We start from the raw sequence: 14,886 nt of genomic DNA, 5'->3' as shown, positions 1-14,886 counted from the left end.
GGCTTTACTATCTTTCCCTTATAACCAATCAATTGAAATCAATCGAGACCGGTACGGTTAGACGTCCGTGGTTCGGGCCAGGTCATTTGTTCTCCATTTCTTGGGTTGATCGGAAGCACGGCTTTATCGCGTGGAAATGTTGCCGGATCTTCACTGGCCATATAAGTTAAAATAGCCGTTAAAATGGCGTTGTTACGAACATCGTCAAACACAATTTTATCATAGGTATCGAGATTGGTGTGCCAAGTGTAATTCCAATAGCTCCAGCTTAGCGAACTCAACGAAAATCCGGGAGCACCGGCTGATACAAAAGAAGCATAGTCAGAACCGCCGCCGCCGGGCGTGCCGGGAAACGTGGTTTCGATATGACTGGTAATCTCACTTGGAACAGCCGACAGCCATCGCTGCAAAAATTCATAGGAATGAAGGAATCCCTGGCCGGAAATGCGAACCACGCGTCCGGTTCCGTTATCCTGATTGAAGAGGGCCTGCAGGTTGTCTACAATTTCAGGGTTGTCTGCAACAAAGGCGCCGGATCCATTCAGCCCTTGTTCTTCGCTACCCCAAAGACCGACAATAATCGTCCGTTTAGGATTTGGATACACCTCCTTCAAAATACGTGCGGTTTCCATCATAGTAATAGATCCGGTCGCATTATCCGTTGCACCGGTTCCTCCATCCCAGGAATCGTAATGAGCGGAAAGAATGATATACTCCTCCGGTTTTTCCGTGCCCGGAATCGTTGCGATCGTGTTGAAAGTCGGTACTTTGCCAAGATCTTTTGATTCCGCTTTCACATACACTTCCGGTTCGTCGCCATATTCCACCATTCGATAGAGCATTCCATAATCTTCCAGAGAAAGGTCGATCACCGGAATGTTTTCTGTATTGGCGCTAAAAATCTTATTCGCCCCAAATCCCCGCGACCATCTGGATTGAAAGATGGCAGCCGCCCCAGCTTCTTCCAGTTTTTTATTAAGGTCGCGGCCATAGCCAATATGCTCCATATTTTCCCGCCAAGCCGCCATTTGTTCATCGCGTTCTTTCTTCATTTTTTCAAACGATTCTTCCGTAGCAAACTCTTCCCAGTTATCATCCGGACGGCCCGTAATTTGCGGCTCTGAAATCAAAATAATTTTACCCTCCACCGTAGTAAGCCATTCGTTAAATTCCTCCTGATTTTCAACCGTTGGCAGAATATCCAGATTTGCTGTTACTCCATCTTCACCCGTTGATGGACTCCATGCCAACTGCTGTCCACTCAGGGAAACCACTCGTGGAGAAACCAGGTCAATGTGCGTGATACCTCGTTCCCAGCCTTGCCATTCGCCAAACTGCTGATTTTCGGCTTCGATGCCCCATTCGCCAAATTGCTGTACCGCCCAGTCGTGCGCATGTTGCATTTGCGGAGTTCCCACAAGGCGCGGACCAATCACGTCGGTCAGCTGATGGGCTAAATATTCAAGTTGAGAGTTTTCAGTCGCCTCCCTGACAATGGCGTCCACTACGTCTTCGGTTGTCTGAGCCGATAAATTTGCCGAAAAGACTAGTATTATTACTAAAGAGATTTGCAGAATTCGTTTCATGACCATTCATTTTTTCTATTAAAATTACCCGCAGAATATATTATTAAATGCATAAAAAGAAAGAGTGCTTACGTTCTTTTACGTTTCTCAACTTCCAGCCACTCTTGCAGCTGGGTAATATTTTCTTTCTTCCCTTCCCGAAGTCGGTTCTTACAAAAATCTGTTTCAAACCGATGTCTTTTTAGCAGGCTTAACGTACCTCTCTGCCATTTCTCTGCTGAAATATCCTTTCCAAAACGCCGATTCATTTCTTCTCTCATCCTCTTATTACTTTTCCAGAATTCTGAGGTGCCCAGATGAAACAAATCCGCATCAGAAACAATTTTTGCAATTAATGAAGGAGACTTCTTGAAAATTTTCGTGGCTAAAATGCACTCTTTTACTTTAGTGATAAGGCTCTCTTCTGCCTTTTCCTGTTTCAAAAAAGAGACAGCTAGTTCAGCGCTCCTCTCTTCATGGTCATTACTGTTGAACAGGTATCCCGTATCATGAAACCACGAGGCAATCAGAACAGCAGCTTTATCTTCGCCTTCCAGCTGGTAATGCCCGGCAACCTGGCCGGCAGCTTTTACCACGCTTTGTACATGATCCAGGTTGTGATACACAAATTCTGGCTTGAAATGTGTTTGATAGAGTTCCCGGACGTGCGTCTCCGCATTTTTCACAATGCCATTGTGATCCATACATTTACTTTAAAGTCATTACCAATATCAGCTAAAAAAACGTTCCCCCGGAAACGAGAAAATACACCAAAATATAACTGCTTACGGACAGGGCCAGCCCCCACATAAATACGTTGTATGCAATCCGAAGCAGCCTGAATTTCGTTTCAAGAACGGTTCCCAATCCATACAAATCCCTCGCCATTGTATTATAAAGGCGTTGACTATCGGCCATCAACTCCTCAATCCCGGTTACATATTCATCCCGGCTTAGCTTAAAGAAATTGCCGAAATAAAGAATATTGGATCGATTTGCCCGTACATCATCCAGCGTTACTTTTTCATTGCTTACACGCGGACGCGCCGCAAGGATTGAATAGACTAAGGCAACCATACAGGTAATCAACAAAATGGACGTTGGAATTAACAACCACGGATTTGAATCAATCTTGGGTGAAATGGATGCAATAGTAATGGAAATAATAATACCATTAATACTGATCATGATATTGGACTTATTATCTGCAATGGCGCTCAGCTCAACATGAGTCCGGTAGGATGTCCGGAACATATCCGAAACTCCTCGCCGGCGCGATCCCAGCTTTTTCTTTTTGGGCTGATCATTAGGATCTGAATTCTCCTCATTCCCCGGTTCTCCGGGTAAATCCGGTTCTTCTGTTTTATCTGACATGTGTTTGGTTTATTGATGTTTTGGTTTTAGAACTTTCTCCCCTGAAAGGTAGAGAGAATCAAATTTAATGCTTACGATTAATGATCTGCGCTGATATTTTCATTTGGCAATCCAATTTCATCCACAATTTGATTGTACCGGGGATCATCCTTTAATTGATCCGCAATCGGGAGTGAATGGATCAACAGGATGGATCCCAGTTTTATATCTACAGCTTTTTGTAAATATTCAAAAGCACGATCTTTATCTCCAAGTGCCGCGTAAACCATTGCAAAATCCAGCGTAAGATTTCGGTCCGGCTCCTCTTTCTCCCGTTCTTTCATCAGATCCAGGTACTCCCCGGCAAGATCTTTATCACCCATCATAGCATAAATAAAAGCAAGCTGTGTAGCTCCCCTGTATTTGGAATCGATCAATTTGGCATATTTCTTAATCATACGAAGGGACTTGTCGTACTTTTTCTGAACCAAATAAACCATCGCTTTACCCTCCAAAGCTGACCTGAATAACGGATCCAGCTCTAACGCTTCATTGAATGCATTCAGGGCTTTTTCATAATTTCCTAAAATCATATGAGAACGGCCCGATTCGAGAAGCGCCGGTAACGACAACGGATCAATTTTAACAGCCGATTCAGCCTGTATCAGCATCTTGTCATACCTGCCGATAATCCGATAATAAAGGGCCAAAACCTGGCGTCCTTCGCTGTTATCCGGTTCCAGCGTTATTGCCTTCCGGAAATTTGATTCCGCACTACTGAACTCCCATTTAAAAAGCAGATTTACATATCCCAGCGCTATATAGGAGTCGGCCCGGGAATTGTTAATCTCAATTGCGCGCAAAGCATATTTTTCCGCAATAAGAAATGCCCGTTCGCCAGCCATGTGCCCAATGGTGCCGAGGTACGTGTAACAGTTTGCCAAGAAAGCCAGCGCGTTTGTGTACGTTTCGCACTCGCCAATAGCGCGGTCAAAATAATCGATGGCTTTAAAAACAGCTTCCGGAGTTCTCTTGTTCCAGTAGTATAAACCTTGCAGATAATAATTGTACGCTTCAACACTATCGGTAGACGATTCATAAACTTTCTGCTTCTGCTCTTCATGGCTGAAACTATCCTGAAGCTTATCTACAATTTTTCGGGAGATCTCATCCTGCACAGTAAAGATATCTTCCATCTCCCCGTCAAAATTCTCAGACCAAATATGAAAACCATTCTCCGTATTGATGAGCTGGGCCGTTACACGAATCTTATTCCCTGCCTTTCGCACACTCCCTTCAAGCACAGTACTTACATTCAACTCCTTCCCGATTTCCCGGATATCTTTGATGTCTTTTTTATAGGTGAATACGGACGTGCGCGAGGCCACCTGTAAATCCTTAATTCTTGTCAGGGCATTTATGATTTCCTCGGTGATTCCGTCACTAAAATATTCATTATCGCTTTCGGAGCTAAAATTGTTGAATGGAAGAACCGCAATGCTTTTAAGGTTGCTACCGGTAAGCCTGCGAATGTAACTTTGCGACGGTACATCAATCCCGTTATTGGCAAGAGCATAAATTCCCACGGGCATATAAATATTTTTGAGCTCCAGTTCGCCGAATGACTCAACCCGAAAACCCGGCTGATTTTTAATTTCATCCACCACTTTGCCCGACATCATAACCGAACCGGAAATACCAAGCGACTGAACCCGTGCGGCAATGTTTACCGCATCGCCATAAATTCCTTCATCGTCGTACATTACATCTCCCATATGAATGCCAATTCTCATGGGAACTGCCGGATCTTTTTTCAATTTCTTCTGAATGTCCCACCCACAGTTAACAGCATCCAACGCACTGCCAAACATGATGAGAATTCCATCGCCGTAATACTGCATCACCTGCCCATGATATTTCAGCAGGAGTTTATTGATGACGGTTCGCTGGCGGTCACGCAAAAATTTAGCTTTCTGTTCATCTTGCTGCATCATTTTCGAATAGCCGACAATATCAGCAAACATTACAGCGGCAAGCATTCTTATGTTGGTCTGTTGTGTCATCCCGGTTTTTACAACACTAATTCTCGAGGATTTTGAAAAGAGTTGTCCTTACGTAATTATTCCTCAGCAGTTAAATAATATATGAAGTTTTTCGAACGAAATTCCTTTTCTATTGTTACAAGCCAGATCGTCGATTAGCTAATAATAATCAGAATAAAAATCCTGTTTTGACAGTGAAAATCGTGGTTTCATCAGAAAAGCCGACTGCTGCATTTATTAAAACCGAATCAAAAGCATTAAACCAGATTCCCCCGCCATATCCTATGTGCCACATGGAGGACGATTCACCGTCGGACCACACCCGTCCGGTATCAAAAAATCCATTAATGCCGCCACTTCCACCGAGCAGATATCTGTAAAAATCGAACAGTTCCAGGCGCAATTCCGTGTTGTTGAAAAAGGAGGATCGCCCGGAAAAACGCCTGTTGTTGAAACCTCTGAGATTGGTGGTACCGCCAAGAGTATTGGCTTCATAAAAAGGAAACTCCCCGAAGTTATGCGCGCCACCGGTACGATTGGCAAGCGTGATTTGAGATTCCGTAAACGGTGAAAAATAGAGTTCCAGCTCTGAATGGAGTTGTGTGAAGTTATCGCTCGTATTCATCAGCCCGAAATTAATTTCCCCTTCTGAAAGAAACCGGTAACCGTGCCGTGGATTCAACGAATTATCGATATCAGAAAACCTCACCCCAAGCGTGACTCCGCCAAATAATTGTTCTCGAAAATCGCCGGCGGGAATGTTCAAATCGGGATCAGAAACAATGTTATCGGGATCTGCATCTACATTTGTTGCCCGAAGCCGCACGCCGGTATAAAAATCCATGATATTTCTTTGGATGGCCAACCGCGGAGCCACCGAATATTGGTATAATCTGGCGCGATAATAGTTTAGCGAACGGTCTTCAAGTGTGGTTTCGTTGCCCAACCCGAAGAAGTTCTTATAGCTTTTTGGGAAGTGAAATTGGGCATCCAGTTCAGCCCTCCAATCCCCTGATATTTGGTACCAAGTTCCATCATACCGGATATTCGCTGCGCCGGTCAGCGGAGCAAAATTGGCTCTCGCAAAATGGTGGGAAGCCGGATGCTTCCGAAACCCGTGACGGGTGATTTGCGGGCCGCCGCCAAAGAACAAGCCATCGTTAGAATTATAGTCGAAGTAAAGCCCAAGCCGGTTTGTATTCCAGCGGAAATCGGTTTTGTAATTATACCGGATATTGCCCGGAATATCTTCCAGTTTGGTTTTTGTATTGTTGCCGGGTTCAATATGATTCCCTGATTCCGTATCGTAAATTACAACGGTACGCCCCAACCCTTTTCTTGGAGTTTCATCCAGGTATTCATCTTCTCCCGAACCACCGGACACCCTGATTTTAATCGGGTTGGATGAATCGCCGGACAAGCGGAATTGATCGCTGTCTCCCATCCCGTAAAGCCACAACTCCCTGGTTTCGCTTGCCTGAAAAGTTCGGTCAAAATACTGCTCCCGCAATTCGCCTTTGCCGGATAACTTGGAGACTTTCACTCTCACTTCCTCATTACTCAGAACCTCTACCTCAAACCGTTCCCGCTTGTTGCTTCCGGGAATGGACACCACTCCCGAAATCAACCCGTAATACTCTTCCGTCACATCAATCAGCTTATCCCGACGGGCTTTTAAAATCCGTATTGTCTCATCACCATATTTCTCGAAAACAGGCTCAGGGTAATTTCGAATGGCTTTTTCAATTACCTCATCAGTAAGTGATGTTTCAATATCCCGGGCAATCTCCAGCCAATCCGACTGCGTAAGTTGATTAGTAAAACGGCGGGTCATATCCAGCGAGTTGAAATTCAATCCCTTCAGGTTTCCATAGCTCTCCGAAAAGTTTTGATACTGGAAAAAAGGCCCCATAAACCGGGCCAGGTTTGGAATCAAACCGGTCATGCGCATCATGGCCACGTCACGATCACGGGGAACGGGTTTATAGATTTTGCCCTTCTCATCTTCCGGTTCAAACGATGCCCAGCGCCACTGATCGCTGTGGCGATCCCAGTCAGCAAGCAGCATATCCAGCAGGCGCGCCCGGGCGAATGCGTCCTGATCCACCCGATGATCGATATCGTTATCCACTTCCCGCAACAGCTCTACACTACTCAGGATTTCTTCTGAATGTCCAACACTTGCCACATCACTCATATCTCCGTTGGGCCTCTCTTCAAAAAGCGCTAACTCTCCACTGATTTCTTCGGCATAAGCGCCAAGTTGTGGATCATCCGGAACAAAATAGATTTTTGGATTGGTATGATATACACCCGCGGCATCGGCCAGATCGGGAATCACCAGTGCGGCATACGGATTGATAATGGAAAACTGATCTTGTGCCACATCCAGGGCAAAGGTCTTGCGAAGATCGTCGCTCCAGATACGGCCTGCCCTTTTATCTACAGACCGGAGAACAAAATCCCGTCCTTCCTCACTTTCTAAGTGCACCGTTGTGGATTGACCTTTTCCGCCAATCCGTACCGGGGTTAATCCCCCTTCAATTTCAGTTACATCAAACACCGGAAATTCGCTTTTTACCGACCAGTATTTGCGATTGTGTTTTCCAATAATCCATTCAAAAAGAAAACTCTTTCCATCGTATCCGGGATTTGCCGCAACGGTTTTCGTACTGTCGGTATAATCATTATCGGGGATGGATTCAGTGATAATTTCATCAGGAAAAGCATCCTCATGAGGAGGCTTCATTTCAGTTCGGTAAAGCAATGTTCCCGTTGAACCATCGCCCTCCGGCGCCCAGCCTTCCATCCAAACAGATCCGTCGGCATAATATTGAACCGTGATAAAACCACTGTTTCCATAAGTAAACTCGGCTCCCCGGCCGTGCGCGATATAGGTTTCTTTACTGCCGGCTCCGCTGACCAGGTAATGGTGGCTGATTCTCGAACCTTCTTCCCGATGATATTGCAGCCCGTGAGAATGGCCGGAGGCATAAATCAAATCCTCAAGTTCGTAAGTGTTGAACAGCTTTTGCAGAGCATCGGCCATTCCCCGATATCGATGGTGATGCACATCCTGCCGGAACCCGAAAACACGGCGGTACAACATATACAAGCTTCCAAAAACAGGCGGCTTTAAATGTGTTGATGGCGGCAGATAGCCCCCGTGATTGTCATGTGTGATAAGCGGATGGTGAGCTGCGATTAACAAGTGATCATTTCGCTGCTTCTTCAGGATGTCGTCCAATTCAATGAGAATGTCTCCCGCATCAGAAAGTTCGTAATCGCCGGTATCGCCGTATGGTTTTTCGTGTTGATGAAGCCACCACTGTGTATCCAGCACAATCAGGCGAATGTCTTCTCGCAGGCGTTCATCATCATCTTTATCCAGGAGTTTGAATGTAACCGGCCCCGGGAATCCGCCATCAGGAAGAAAAGTATTGCCCCGATCTAGATATTCTTCGATGAATTGTTCCTGCCGCTTTACCTTCTCCCAGCCCTCAGGCCCGTCGTTATCCCAGTCGTGATTTCCGGGAATGAACACCACACGGCCCGGAAAATTCTCCACTGTTTTTAACTGTTCAATCAGCCGGCGTTCATACAATTCCCGGTCCAGGTCCGTGGAATCGGGAAGGCCCACTTCGTACACATTATCCCCCAGAAAAATGGCTGAACTCTGCTCCCCTGCATCCTCCAAAAATGATTGCAAAAGTTTAAGAACCGGTTCATGGGCGTCCAGCGAGGGCTTACCGGCATCACCAATCAAAAAAACACGGTAGACCAAATCTTCCTCCGGCGGAGGAGTTTGTGGAACCTGCTGATCATCATCCTTATCAATATACAATACAGACTGCGTACAGGAAGCCAGTAAGAGCAGGAGGGGTATGAGAGTAAACTTCTTAAACATTCATCAAAATATTGAGGCTTAAGATAATAATAAAATGAAAGTAGGTGTACCTGAAAACGCCCGTGTATTATAGGGAAAAGTATCATTTACATATAGAACGTATTATCATGAAAACTATGAAAATTGCATTCCTTTTTGCCTGCTCAGCATTTGTGCTCACAATGGCTGCCTGTCTTGAAAGTAGCACGGAACCCGAAATAATTATTGATTATGGCGCTTCGTCTTACTTCTACGTAAACAATCAAACCGATTCTGATATGCAGGTAACCTATAATATTGCATTTATTGAGATGGACAGTACCGTTACTGTTCCTGCCGACACCACTTTAAAAATCTTTCAGGCCGGAGACATCGGCGCCCCGCCAAAACCATCTGAAGCATTAGGTAAAATTACGGTTTACCAGCTTTTGGAAAATCAATCATCTCTCTTTTTAACCATTGACCCCGTTACCGATGGAGACTGGATCATTGTTGATGAGGATCTGAACGAAATAGATCCTGAATCAAAAAATCTTTATGGGGAAGATGGTTCTGCCCGTTATAAACTTACCTTATCCGAAGGCGATACAAATTAATGACGAACTCAGAAAAACTCTTTTCCCCGATCAATCATTAGCGTACTCCTCACAGAAACAAAAAAAGCCGCATCATTTACGATACGGCTTTGTTTTTAAAATCAGTTGAATCTGATCGCTTATTCGTAATCCAGGCTCTTAACATTTACTGCAGTAGGGCCTTTAGGGGAATCTTCAACATCGAATTCTACGTTTTCATCATCTTCCAAACCTTGGTTAGGACCAAGATCGGGAACATTGTTTCTGTGAACAAAAATATCTTTTCCTCCATCATTGGGTTTGATAAAACCAAAGCCCTTTGTTTTGTCGAAGAATTTTACTTTACCTTGTTGTGACATATTGATTGTAATATAGTGTTTTATACACGTACTCTCAGGTGTTCATCCGTGCTAAAAAGAGTTGCGTTACCAAACCATTTCAGAAAGATTACTATCCACCCTCTTGTAGGTGTGAATTAAATTGAATCGTAAGTTACAGGCTTTTCAGGAAAATAACTATTAATGATTTTAAGAAGATAAAAACGGGGTGAACGCGGGAACGAAACTCCGTCCGGGCATAAAAAAAGCCGCATCCGGTAAGATGCGGCTTTTAAAAAGGTAGTTTATTACGTTTATACGTAATCCAGGCTAACAACATTTATTGCGCTTGGGCCTTTTGGAGTATCTTCAACTTCAAATTCTACATTTTCATCGTCTTCCAAACCCTGGTTGGGTCCAAGACCATCTACATTGTTTCTGTGGACAAAAATATCTTTTCCGCCGTCTTCCGGCTTAATAAATCCAAATCCTTTTTGTGAGTCAAAGAATTTAACTTTTCCTTGTTGTGGCATAATAATAGTGTAGTAATAGTTAGTTTTACACGTACGATCAGGCATTCATCCGTACTACTAAAAAGAATTGCGTTACCAAGTCGTTTCCAGAGAAGATTACTAAAACACCCTCTCGCAGGTGTGAATTAAATTGAGTTTTAAGATAAGGGGATTTAGGCGGAATGTAAATTGGGGATTTTTTTGGGGTAGTGTTTCCGGCTTTTCGCGTTCTCTCGAATTTTGATGAACTGCCATTCTTCAAATTTAAAGACCTAAAACTCCCTGTGCTTTCAGGTCGGTGATTCTTCATTTAACCACTATTCTTGTTTCAGGCAATCAAATTCTGCAACTTTTGCCTCCTTTTTCCATAGACAGACCTAAAACCTTTAAATAAAAAAGATGTTGTATGACAATCGCTGAAGCACAGGAAAATATGAGATTTGGTTATTTCGGGGGAGCACCGGGCTTGCTTGCATCCGGACTGGTTTGGGTCGTCGCCGGGCTATTCGGTCAGCTTAGCTCTGCCCAAGCCAGTATTATTGCATTATTTGTAGGCGGAATGTTTATTCATCCCATCTCGGTAGTTATCTGCAAATTATTAAAGCGGCCCGGATCACACAAAAAAGGGAATCCCCTGGCTGCCCTGGTATTCGAAAGTACGGTTTTATTATTTGTAGGATTTTTCATTGCGTATGCGGCCATGCTCTTTAACGCCGGGTTATTCTTTCCCATTATGATGATGATCATCGGCAGCCGATACCTGTTATTTTCAACCCTGTATGGATTACGGATTTACTGGGGGATTGGCGGATTTTTAATCGTCTCTGGGATTTTTTGCACGGTCATGCAACTGCCGTTTATTACCGGAGCATTTTTGGGCGGGGCGATAGAACTCGTTTCATCAGTTCTTGTCTTTCAGATATCAAAATCGAACGATCCGCGTATACAAATTACCTGATAAAAAAGAGTGATATTGAAATCCAGTAGGAAAAATATGAGCCTGGGCCAATATGTCCTTCGGCGGACAGGAATTCCTTTGGGAGCTTCCGGCTCGCTCATAATGATGTTTTCAAAATCATTTAGCGCCAAATCACCCAAGGTTTTTTGGCAATACTGGAACCCTGTCTTCAGCTACTATTTGGGCAAGTACATTCACTCACCCATCAAAAGAATCCTGCCGGTTTCCGTGGCAACTATTCTGACTTTTTTGGTCAGTGGTTTTATTCATGACCTGGCAACTATTTTTGTAAGAGGCTCAACCCGATTCTTGTTTACAACGTGGTTCTTCTTTTTAGGATTGGGTGTGATTATCGGCGAAATAGCAAACGTGGAGTGGCCACAACAGAGAAAATCCGTTCGTGTTTTATCTAACCTTCTCTACCTGATTCTTAATCTTGGCCTTGCTTATGGAGTGATTTTCATCCTTTCAACAAACTCGTAATCATCCACGGAAATAAAGATAAATCACGACAATAATTACCATCAGCAATACCGACCAAATAACTTCTTTCATTCCCCAACTTGCCCTTGACTCTCGTTTGTCTTCTTCGGTTAATGTTTGATAAGTCAGTCCGGAGATTTTCTCTTTGTCGGGTGCGGCTGTTGCGTAACTCACTCCAACCATGACGGCGATACAAATTACAAACATTCCCAGGCTGTAATATTGGAAGAAGATGTTGTTGACAATCCAAAGGAAAGAACCCTCGGTGTATGAAAAATCATCCATCAAGAATGCCGGTGTATCGACTGCCAGCCGGAACAGACCGAGTATAATTCCAACAATCAGCGCAGATAAGCAACCCTGTTTGTTTAACCGGCTGTTGAAAATCCCCATAAAAAACACCACGAAAATCGGCGGGGCCAGATAAGACTGGATGCCCTGTAGATAATCGTAAAGACCACGGCTTCCCTGGATCACCGGAATCCATAGCAAACCGATGACAATCATGGCTACAACGGCTATACGCCCCACCCAAACAAGTTCTTTATCGGTGGTCTTTTCCTTCATCTTGGTATAAAGGTCCATCGTAAACAGTGTGGAAGAAGCGTGGAAAACCCCGGCAAGTGAGCTCATTAAAGCGGCTAACAACCCGGCAACGACCAATCCTCGAATTCCAACAGGTAAAACGTAAGCTACCATCATTGGGAAAGCCGCCTGTGCATTTTCACGGATCACCTCGCCATCCGCTCCGATCATGTGTTGCTGCATCTCGGCAATGGTTCCGGATTTCGCCAATGCAAAGGCAATGATACCGGGAATGATAAATAGGAAAACAGGCAGCAATTTCAGGAACGCGGCGAAGATACTTCCGCGACGAGCCTGCTCTTCATTGGGGGCGCCGAGTGCTCTCTGAACGATGTATTGATCGGTAGTCCAGTACCACAAGCCTACAATGGGGGCGGCAAAAAGCATTCCCAGCCATGGATACTGATCATTGAAATACCATGCCATCTGGCTTTCGGTTATAATCGGTGCCCATGTTGCACTGACACCATCAGGGACAATCGGTTTCCAGAGGTTAAACATTTCTGAGCCAACTGTATCTACCAATGACCCCCAACCGCCGATGGCCTGAATTCCATAAAAGAGAACAAACATAGAACCGATAATCAAAACAATAGCCTGGATAGCTTCCGTGTAGGCCACCGCCCGAAGTCCGCCAAGAGCTGTGTAAATACCCGTCAAAATGATCACGATGATGGATCCCAGCCAAAAACTGTTCATCCCCATAAATTGCAGTTCGGGAAGCAGCACACTCAATACAATACCACCGGCAAAGATTCCAACGGCAATCTTGGTAAGCACATACGCCACAAGAGAAACCGTGGAAAGAAGTGTTCTTGCCAGTGGTGAAAAGCGTCTCTCCAAAAACTCCGGCATTGTAAACACTTTGGAACGTACATAGAACGGAATCATGACCCAGGCTAAAATCAACAAACACCACGCTTGCAGTTCGTAATGAGACAGTGCCATACCGTCCGTAGCCCCCGTACCCGACAACCCGACAAGATGCTCGGAACCAATATTGGATGCAAAAATGGACGTTCCTACCACAAACCAGCCCAAGTGTCGACCGGCAAGAAAAAAGTCTGATGTTGTTTCCGTTTTCTGTTTGATCACCCACCAGGCGATTCCCAGAATCAACAGAAAATATAAGCCAACGACGACCCAGTCAATGAATGATAGTATTCCCATGAGCGTATGATATAGTGTTTGGTGTCATTAAACCTCTGTAAACTCAATACCCAGAATATTGCACAGCATCTTCCATTTCTGTCTCTGATCGCCCAGATGCAGAACCTGGTGATGCGTCCCGCCCGCTTTCAGCCATCCGTCATTGCATGCTCGAAGACCGCTTGCAGGTTTGAAGTGAAAATAGGGCATTTCAATGGTCGGGTATTCTTCGGTGTCGAGGATTTCTCCGTACGAAACCACAAGGCGGAAGTGCTCGCCAACGAGATGAACCAGTGAAACAATCGTTGCCGGACCCGGCTCTGCCATAAAAACTGTGGTGGGCGGATCGCCCAGATCACCAATCCCAAGCACGCGATTTGCCAGCCTAACCGGTTTATCCTTCCGTGCAATTCTCCAATTGCCTTCTCCCATGTGGCTCATCAGCATAGACTTTCTTTTAAAATCCATCGCATACATTTCAGTGAAGTGAGCGGTGTCTTCCAAAATATGTCCCGCAGATACCATGCTCGCCGTGTTGGTATCACCCTCAGCGGCGTATCCATAACCATCTGCCATCAAATTGGATGCGGCCAGCATATTAATCTGTTCAAACCGGCCATCGCCTTTAAACGTGTCAAAGTGGGCGGAAAATCCCTGGTAATCGTACTCTTCCAAAAAATGTTTGAAGCCGAGATACATACGAACGGCATAGCGCAGATTTTTTTCGGGCATATCCTCATCCACATCAAACCTATTCCGTTCAACAATCACACGCTCGTTAACCTCTTCCTCGCTGATGACTTCCATAAAGCGATAGATCTCGCCGATATATTCACGGTTTACTTCCGGACCGATGACCCGGGTAAAAGCTGCTTCGTCCGAAAGCGTATCTCCCATTCCATGCATTTTTCCAATGGCCGCGATTCTCATTCGTTTCAGGGCTGTCGCAGCCTGAGCCGCTTTCGCCCAATCGGATACATAATTTTTAAACTCATCACTTTTCCAGTCGGCGGAGATCACCTCAAAATTATCGCCATGCGTTCGGAGAATTGCGTTTGCCATATCCTGCGCACCATGGATTCCCTGATTGTAAGTCAGGTCGGCCATGTCCCAATCGGTGGCAATTTCCGGTTCGGGTTGAATATTGGCCAGGAGAATCGGGAGATTATTTTTTTGAAGAGCCCGGACCGTTCGCATAGCCGGTCCGTAAGTCAGCATTATAATCATCACTCCATCCAGGCCTTTATGATTGAAATCTCCCAGGATATTCTCGATGTCATCCCGGTCTCGGGCGGCTTTCGGGAAATCCCAGTCGGCCACATCAGATAATTCTTCACAAACATTCCGGGCATACTCTTCCTGCCGTTCCGTAATCCCCGGCAGTGATTTATCATATAGTTCCTGCATGATGCCCAGAACTCCAATTTTTGGTTTGCTTTTCGGCAGCATTGTCATAATCGT

Annotated in this window: 12 protein-coding genes; 3 read left to right on the top strand and 9 right to left on the bottom strand. The window is 45.0% G+C overall.

Going from position 1 to position 14,886, the window contains the following annotated elements; translation table 11 throughout:
• Nucleotides 1–38: 38 nt before the first annotated feature.
• From L0B18_RS03600 to L0B18_RS03580, 5 genes are all read right to left on the bottom strand, one after another.
• Nucleotides 39–1,586 carry a M20/M25/M40 family metallo-hydrolase gene (locus tag L0B18_RS03600; RefSeq protein WP_234567937.1) on the bottom strand — a complete coding sequence of 516 codons (1,548 nt, stop codon included), beginning with the start codon at nt 1,584–1,586 and terminating at the stop codon, nt 39–41.
• Between the two features lie 68 nt (nt 1,587–1,654).
• Nucleotides 1,655–2,269, bottom strand: a complete 615-nt coding sequence (locus L0B18_RS03595) for an HD domain-containing protein (protein WP_234567935.1) — start codon at nt 2,267–2,269, stop codon at nt 1,655–1,657.
• A gap of 31 nt (nt 2,270–2,300) precedes the next feature.
• A complete protein-coding gene (locus tag L0B18_RS03590) occupies nt 2,301–2,939 on the bottom strand; it encodes a Pycsar system effector family protein (RefSeq protein WP_234567934.1) in 639 nt (212 codons plus the stop codon).
• A 77-nt stretch (nt 2,940–3,016) separates the two neighbouring features.
• Nucleotides 3,017–4,981 carry a tetratricopeptide repeat protein gene (locus tag L0B18_RS03585; protein WP_234567933.1) on the bottom strand — a complete coding sequence of 655 codons (1,965 nt, stop codon included), beginning with the start codon at nt 4,979–4,981 and terminating at the stop codon, nt 3,017–3,019.
• Nucleotides 4,982–5,129: 148 nt separating this feature from the next.
• Entirely contained in the window at nt 5,130–8,867 is a 3,738-nt protein-coding gene (locus L0B18_RS03580; RefSeq protein ID WP_234567931.1) for a BamA/TamA family outer membrane protein, read from the bottom strand.
• Nucleotides 8,868–8,974: 107 nt separating this feature from the next.
• Between L0B18_RS03580 and L0B18_RS03575 the strand changes: the two genes are divergently transcribed.
• Nucleotides 8,975–9,442, top strand: a complete 468-nt coding sequence (locus L0B18_RS03575) for a hypothetical protein (protein ID WP_234567930.1) — start codon at nt 8,975–8,977, stop codon at nt 9,440–9,442.
• A gap of 119 nt (nt 9,443–9,561) precedes the next feature.
• On the opposite strand, the gene L0B18_RS03570 is transcribed toward L0B18_RS03575, so the two are convergent.
• Both L0B18_RS03570 and L0B18_RS03565 read right to left on the bottom strand, forming a co-directional pair.
• Nucleotides 9,562–9,780: a cold-shock protein gene (locus L0B18_RS03570; RefSeq protein WP_234567928.1), complete on the bottom strand. Its 219-nt coding sequence runs from the start codon at nt 9,778–9,780 to the stop codon at nt 9,562–9,564.
• Between the two features lie 272 nt (nt 9,781–10,052).
• A complete protein-coding gene (locus L0B18_RS03565) occupies nt 10,053–10,271 on the bottom strand; it encodes a cold-shock protein (RefSeq protein ID WP_234567927.1) in 219 nt (72 codons plus the stop codon).
• A 385-nt stretch (nt 10,272–10,656) separates the two neighbouring features.
• Here L0B18_RS03565 and L0B18_RS03560 point away from each other — a divergent pair, with 385 nt between their 5' ends.
• Both L0B18_RS03560 and L0B18_RS03555 read left to right on the top strand, forming a co-directional pair.
• Nucleotides 10,657–11,208 (top strand): DUF7010 family protein, encoded by a 552-nt coding sequence (locus L0B18_RS03560; RefSeq protein ID WP_234567925.1) that lies wholly within the window; start codon nt 10,657–10,659, stop codon nt 11,206–11,208.
• A gap of 36 nt (nt 11,209–11,244) precedes the next feature.
• The gene (locus L0B18_RS03555) at nt 11,245–11,691 is read left to right on the top strand and encodes an MBOAT family O-acyltransferase (protein WP_234567923.1); all 447 of its coding nucleotides are present in this window, start codon (nt 11,245–11,247) and stop codon (nt 11,689–11,691) included.
• On the opposite strand, the gene L0B18_RS03550 is transcribed toward L0B18_RS03555, so the two are convergent.
• Both L0B18_RS03550 and L0B18_RS03545 read right to left on the bottom strand, forming a co-directional pair.
• Nucleotides 11,692–13,446, bottom strand: coding sequence for a sodium:solute symporter (locus tag L0B18_RS03550; protein ID WP_234567922.1), 1,755 nt, complete (start codon nt 13,444–13,446; stop codon nt 11,692–11,694).
• 27 nt (nt 13,447–13,473) lie between these two features.
• Entirely contained in the window at nt 13,474–14,874 is a 1,401-nt protein-coding gene (locus L0B18_RS03545) for an L-fucose/L-arabinose isomerase family protein (protein WP_234567920.1), read from the bottom strand.
• Nucleotides 14,875–14,886 lie beyond the last annotated feature (12 nt).

The organism is Rhodohalobacter sp. 614A (genome assembly GCF_021462415.1).
Lineage (GTDB): Bacteria > Bacteroidota > Rhodothermia > Balneolales > Balneolaceae > Rhodohalobacter.
The sequence above is the reverse complement of the archived record's forward strand: the minus strand, read 5'-3'. Positions and strand labels throughout refer to the sequence as shown.

Bases quoted from the DNA above. Each gene is read 5' to 3' on its own strand.
- L0B18_RS03585 (WP_234567933.1), bottom strand. From the start codon at position 4,981: ATGACACAACAGACCAACATAAGAATGCTTGCCGCTGTAATGTTTGCT.
- L0B18_RS03550 (WP_234567922.1), bottom strand. From the start codon at position 13,446: ATGGGAATACTATCATTCATTGACTGGGTCGTCGTTGGCTTATATTTT.
- L0B18_RS03575 (WP_234567930.1), top strand. From the start codon at position 8,975: ATGAAAACTATGAAAATTGCATTCCTTTTTGCCTGCTCAGCATTTGTG.
- L0B18_RS03570 (WP_234567928.1), bottom strand. From the start codon at position 9,780: ATGTCACAACAAGGTAAAGTAAAATTCTTCGACAAAACAAAGGGCTTT.
- L0B18_RS03580 (WP_234567931.1), bottom strand. From the start codon at position 8,867: ATGTTTAAGAAGTTTACTCTCATACCCCTCCTGCTCTTACTGGCTTCC.
- L0B18_RS03545 (WP_234567920.1), bottom strand. From the start codon at position 14,874: ATGCTGCCGAAAAGCAAACCAAAAATTGGAGTTCTGGGCATCATGCAG.
- L0B18_RS03560 (WP_234567925.1), top strand. From the start codon at position 10,657: ATGACAATCGCTGAAGCACAGGAAAATATGAGATTTGGTTATTTCGGG.
- L0B18_RS03590 (WP_234567934.1), bottom strand. From the start codon at position 2,939: ATGTCAGATAAAACAGAAGAACCGGATTTACCCGGAGAACCGGGGAAT.
- L0B18_RS03565 (WP_234567927.1), bottom strand. From the start codon at position 10,271: ATGCCACAACAAGGAAAAGTTAAATTCTTTGACTCACAAAAAGGATTT.
- L0B18_RS03600 (WP_234567937.1), bottom strand. From the start codon at position 1,586: ATGAAACGAATTCTGCAAATCTCTTTAGTAATAATACTAGTCTTTTCG.
- L0B18_RS03595 (WP_234567935.1), bottom strand. From the start codon at position 2,269: ATGGATCACAATGGCATTGTGAAAAATGCGGAGACGCACGTCCGGGAA.
- L0B18_RS03555 (WP_234567923.1), top strand. From the start codon at position 11,245: ATGAGCCTGGGCCAATATGTCCTTCGGCGGACAGGAATTCCTTTGGGA.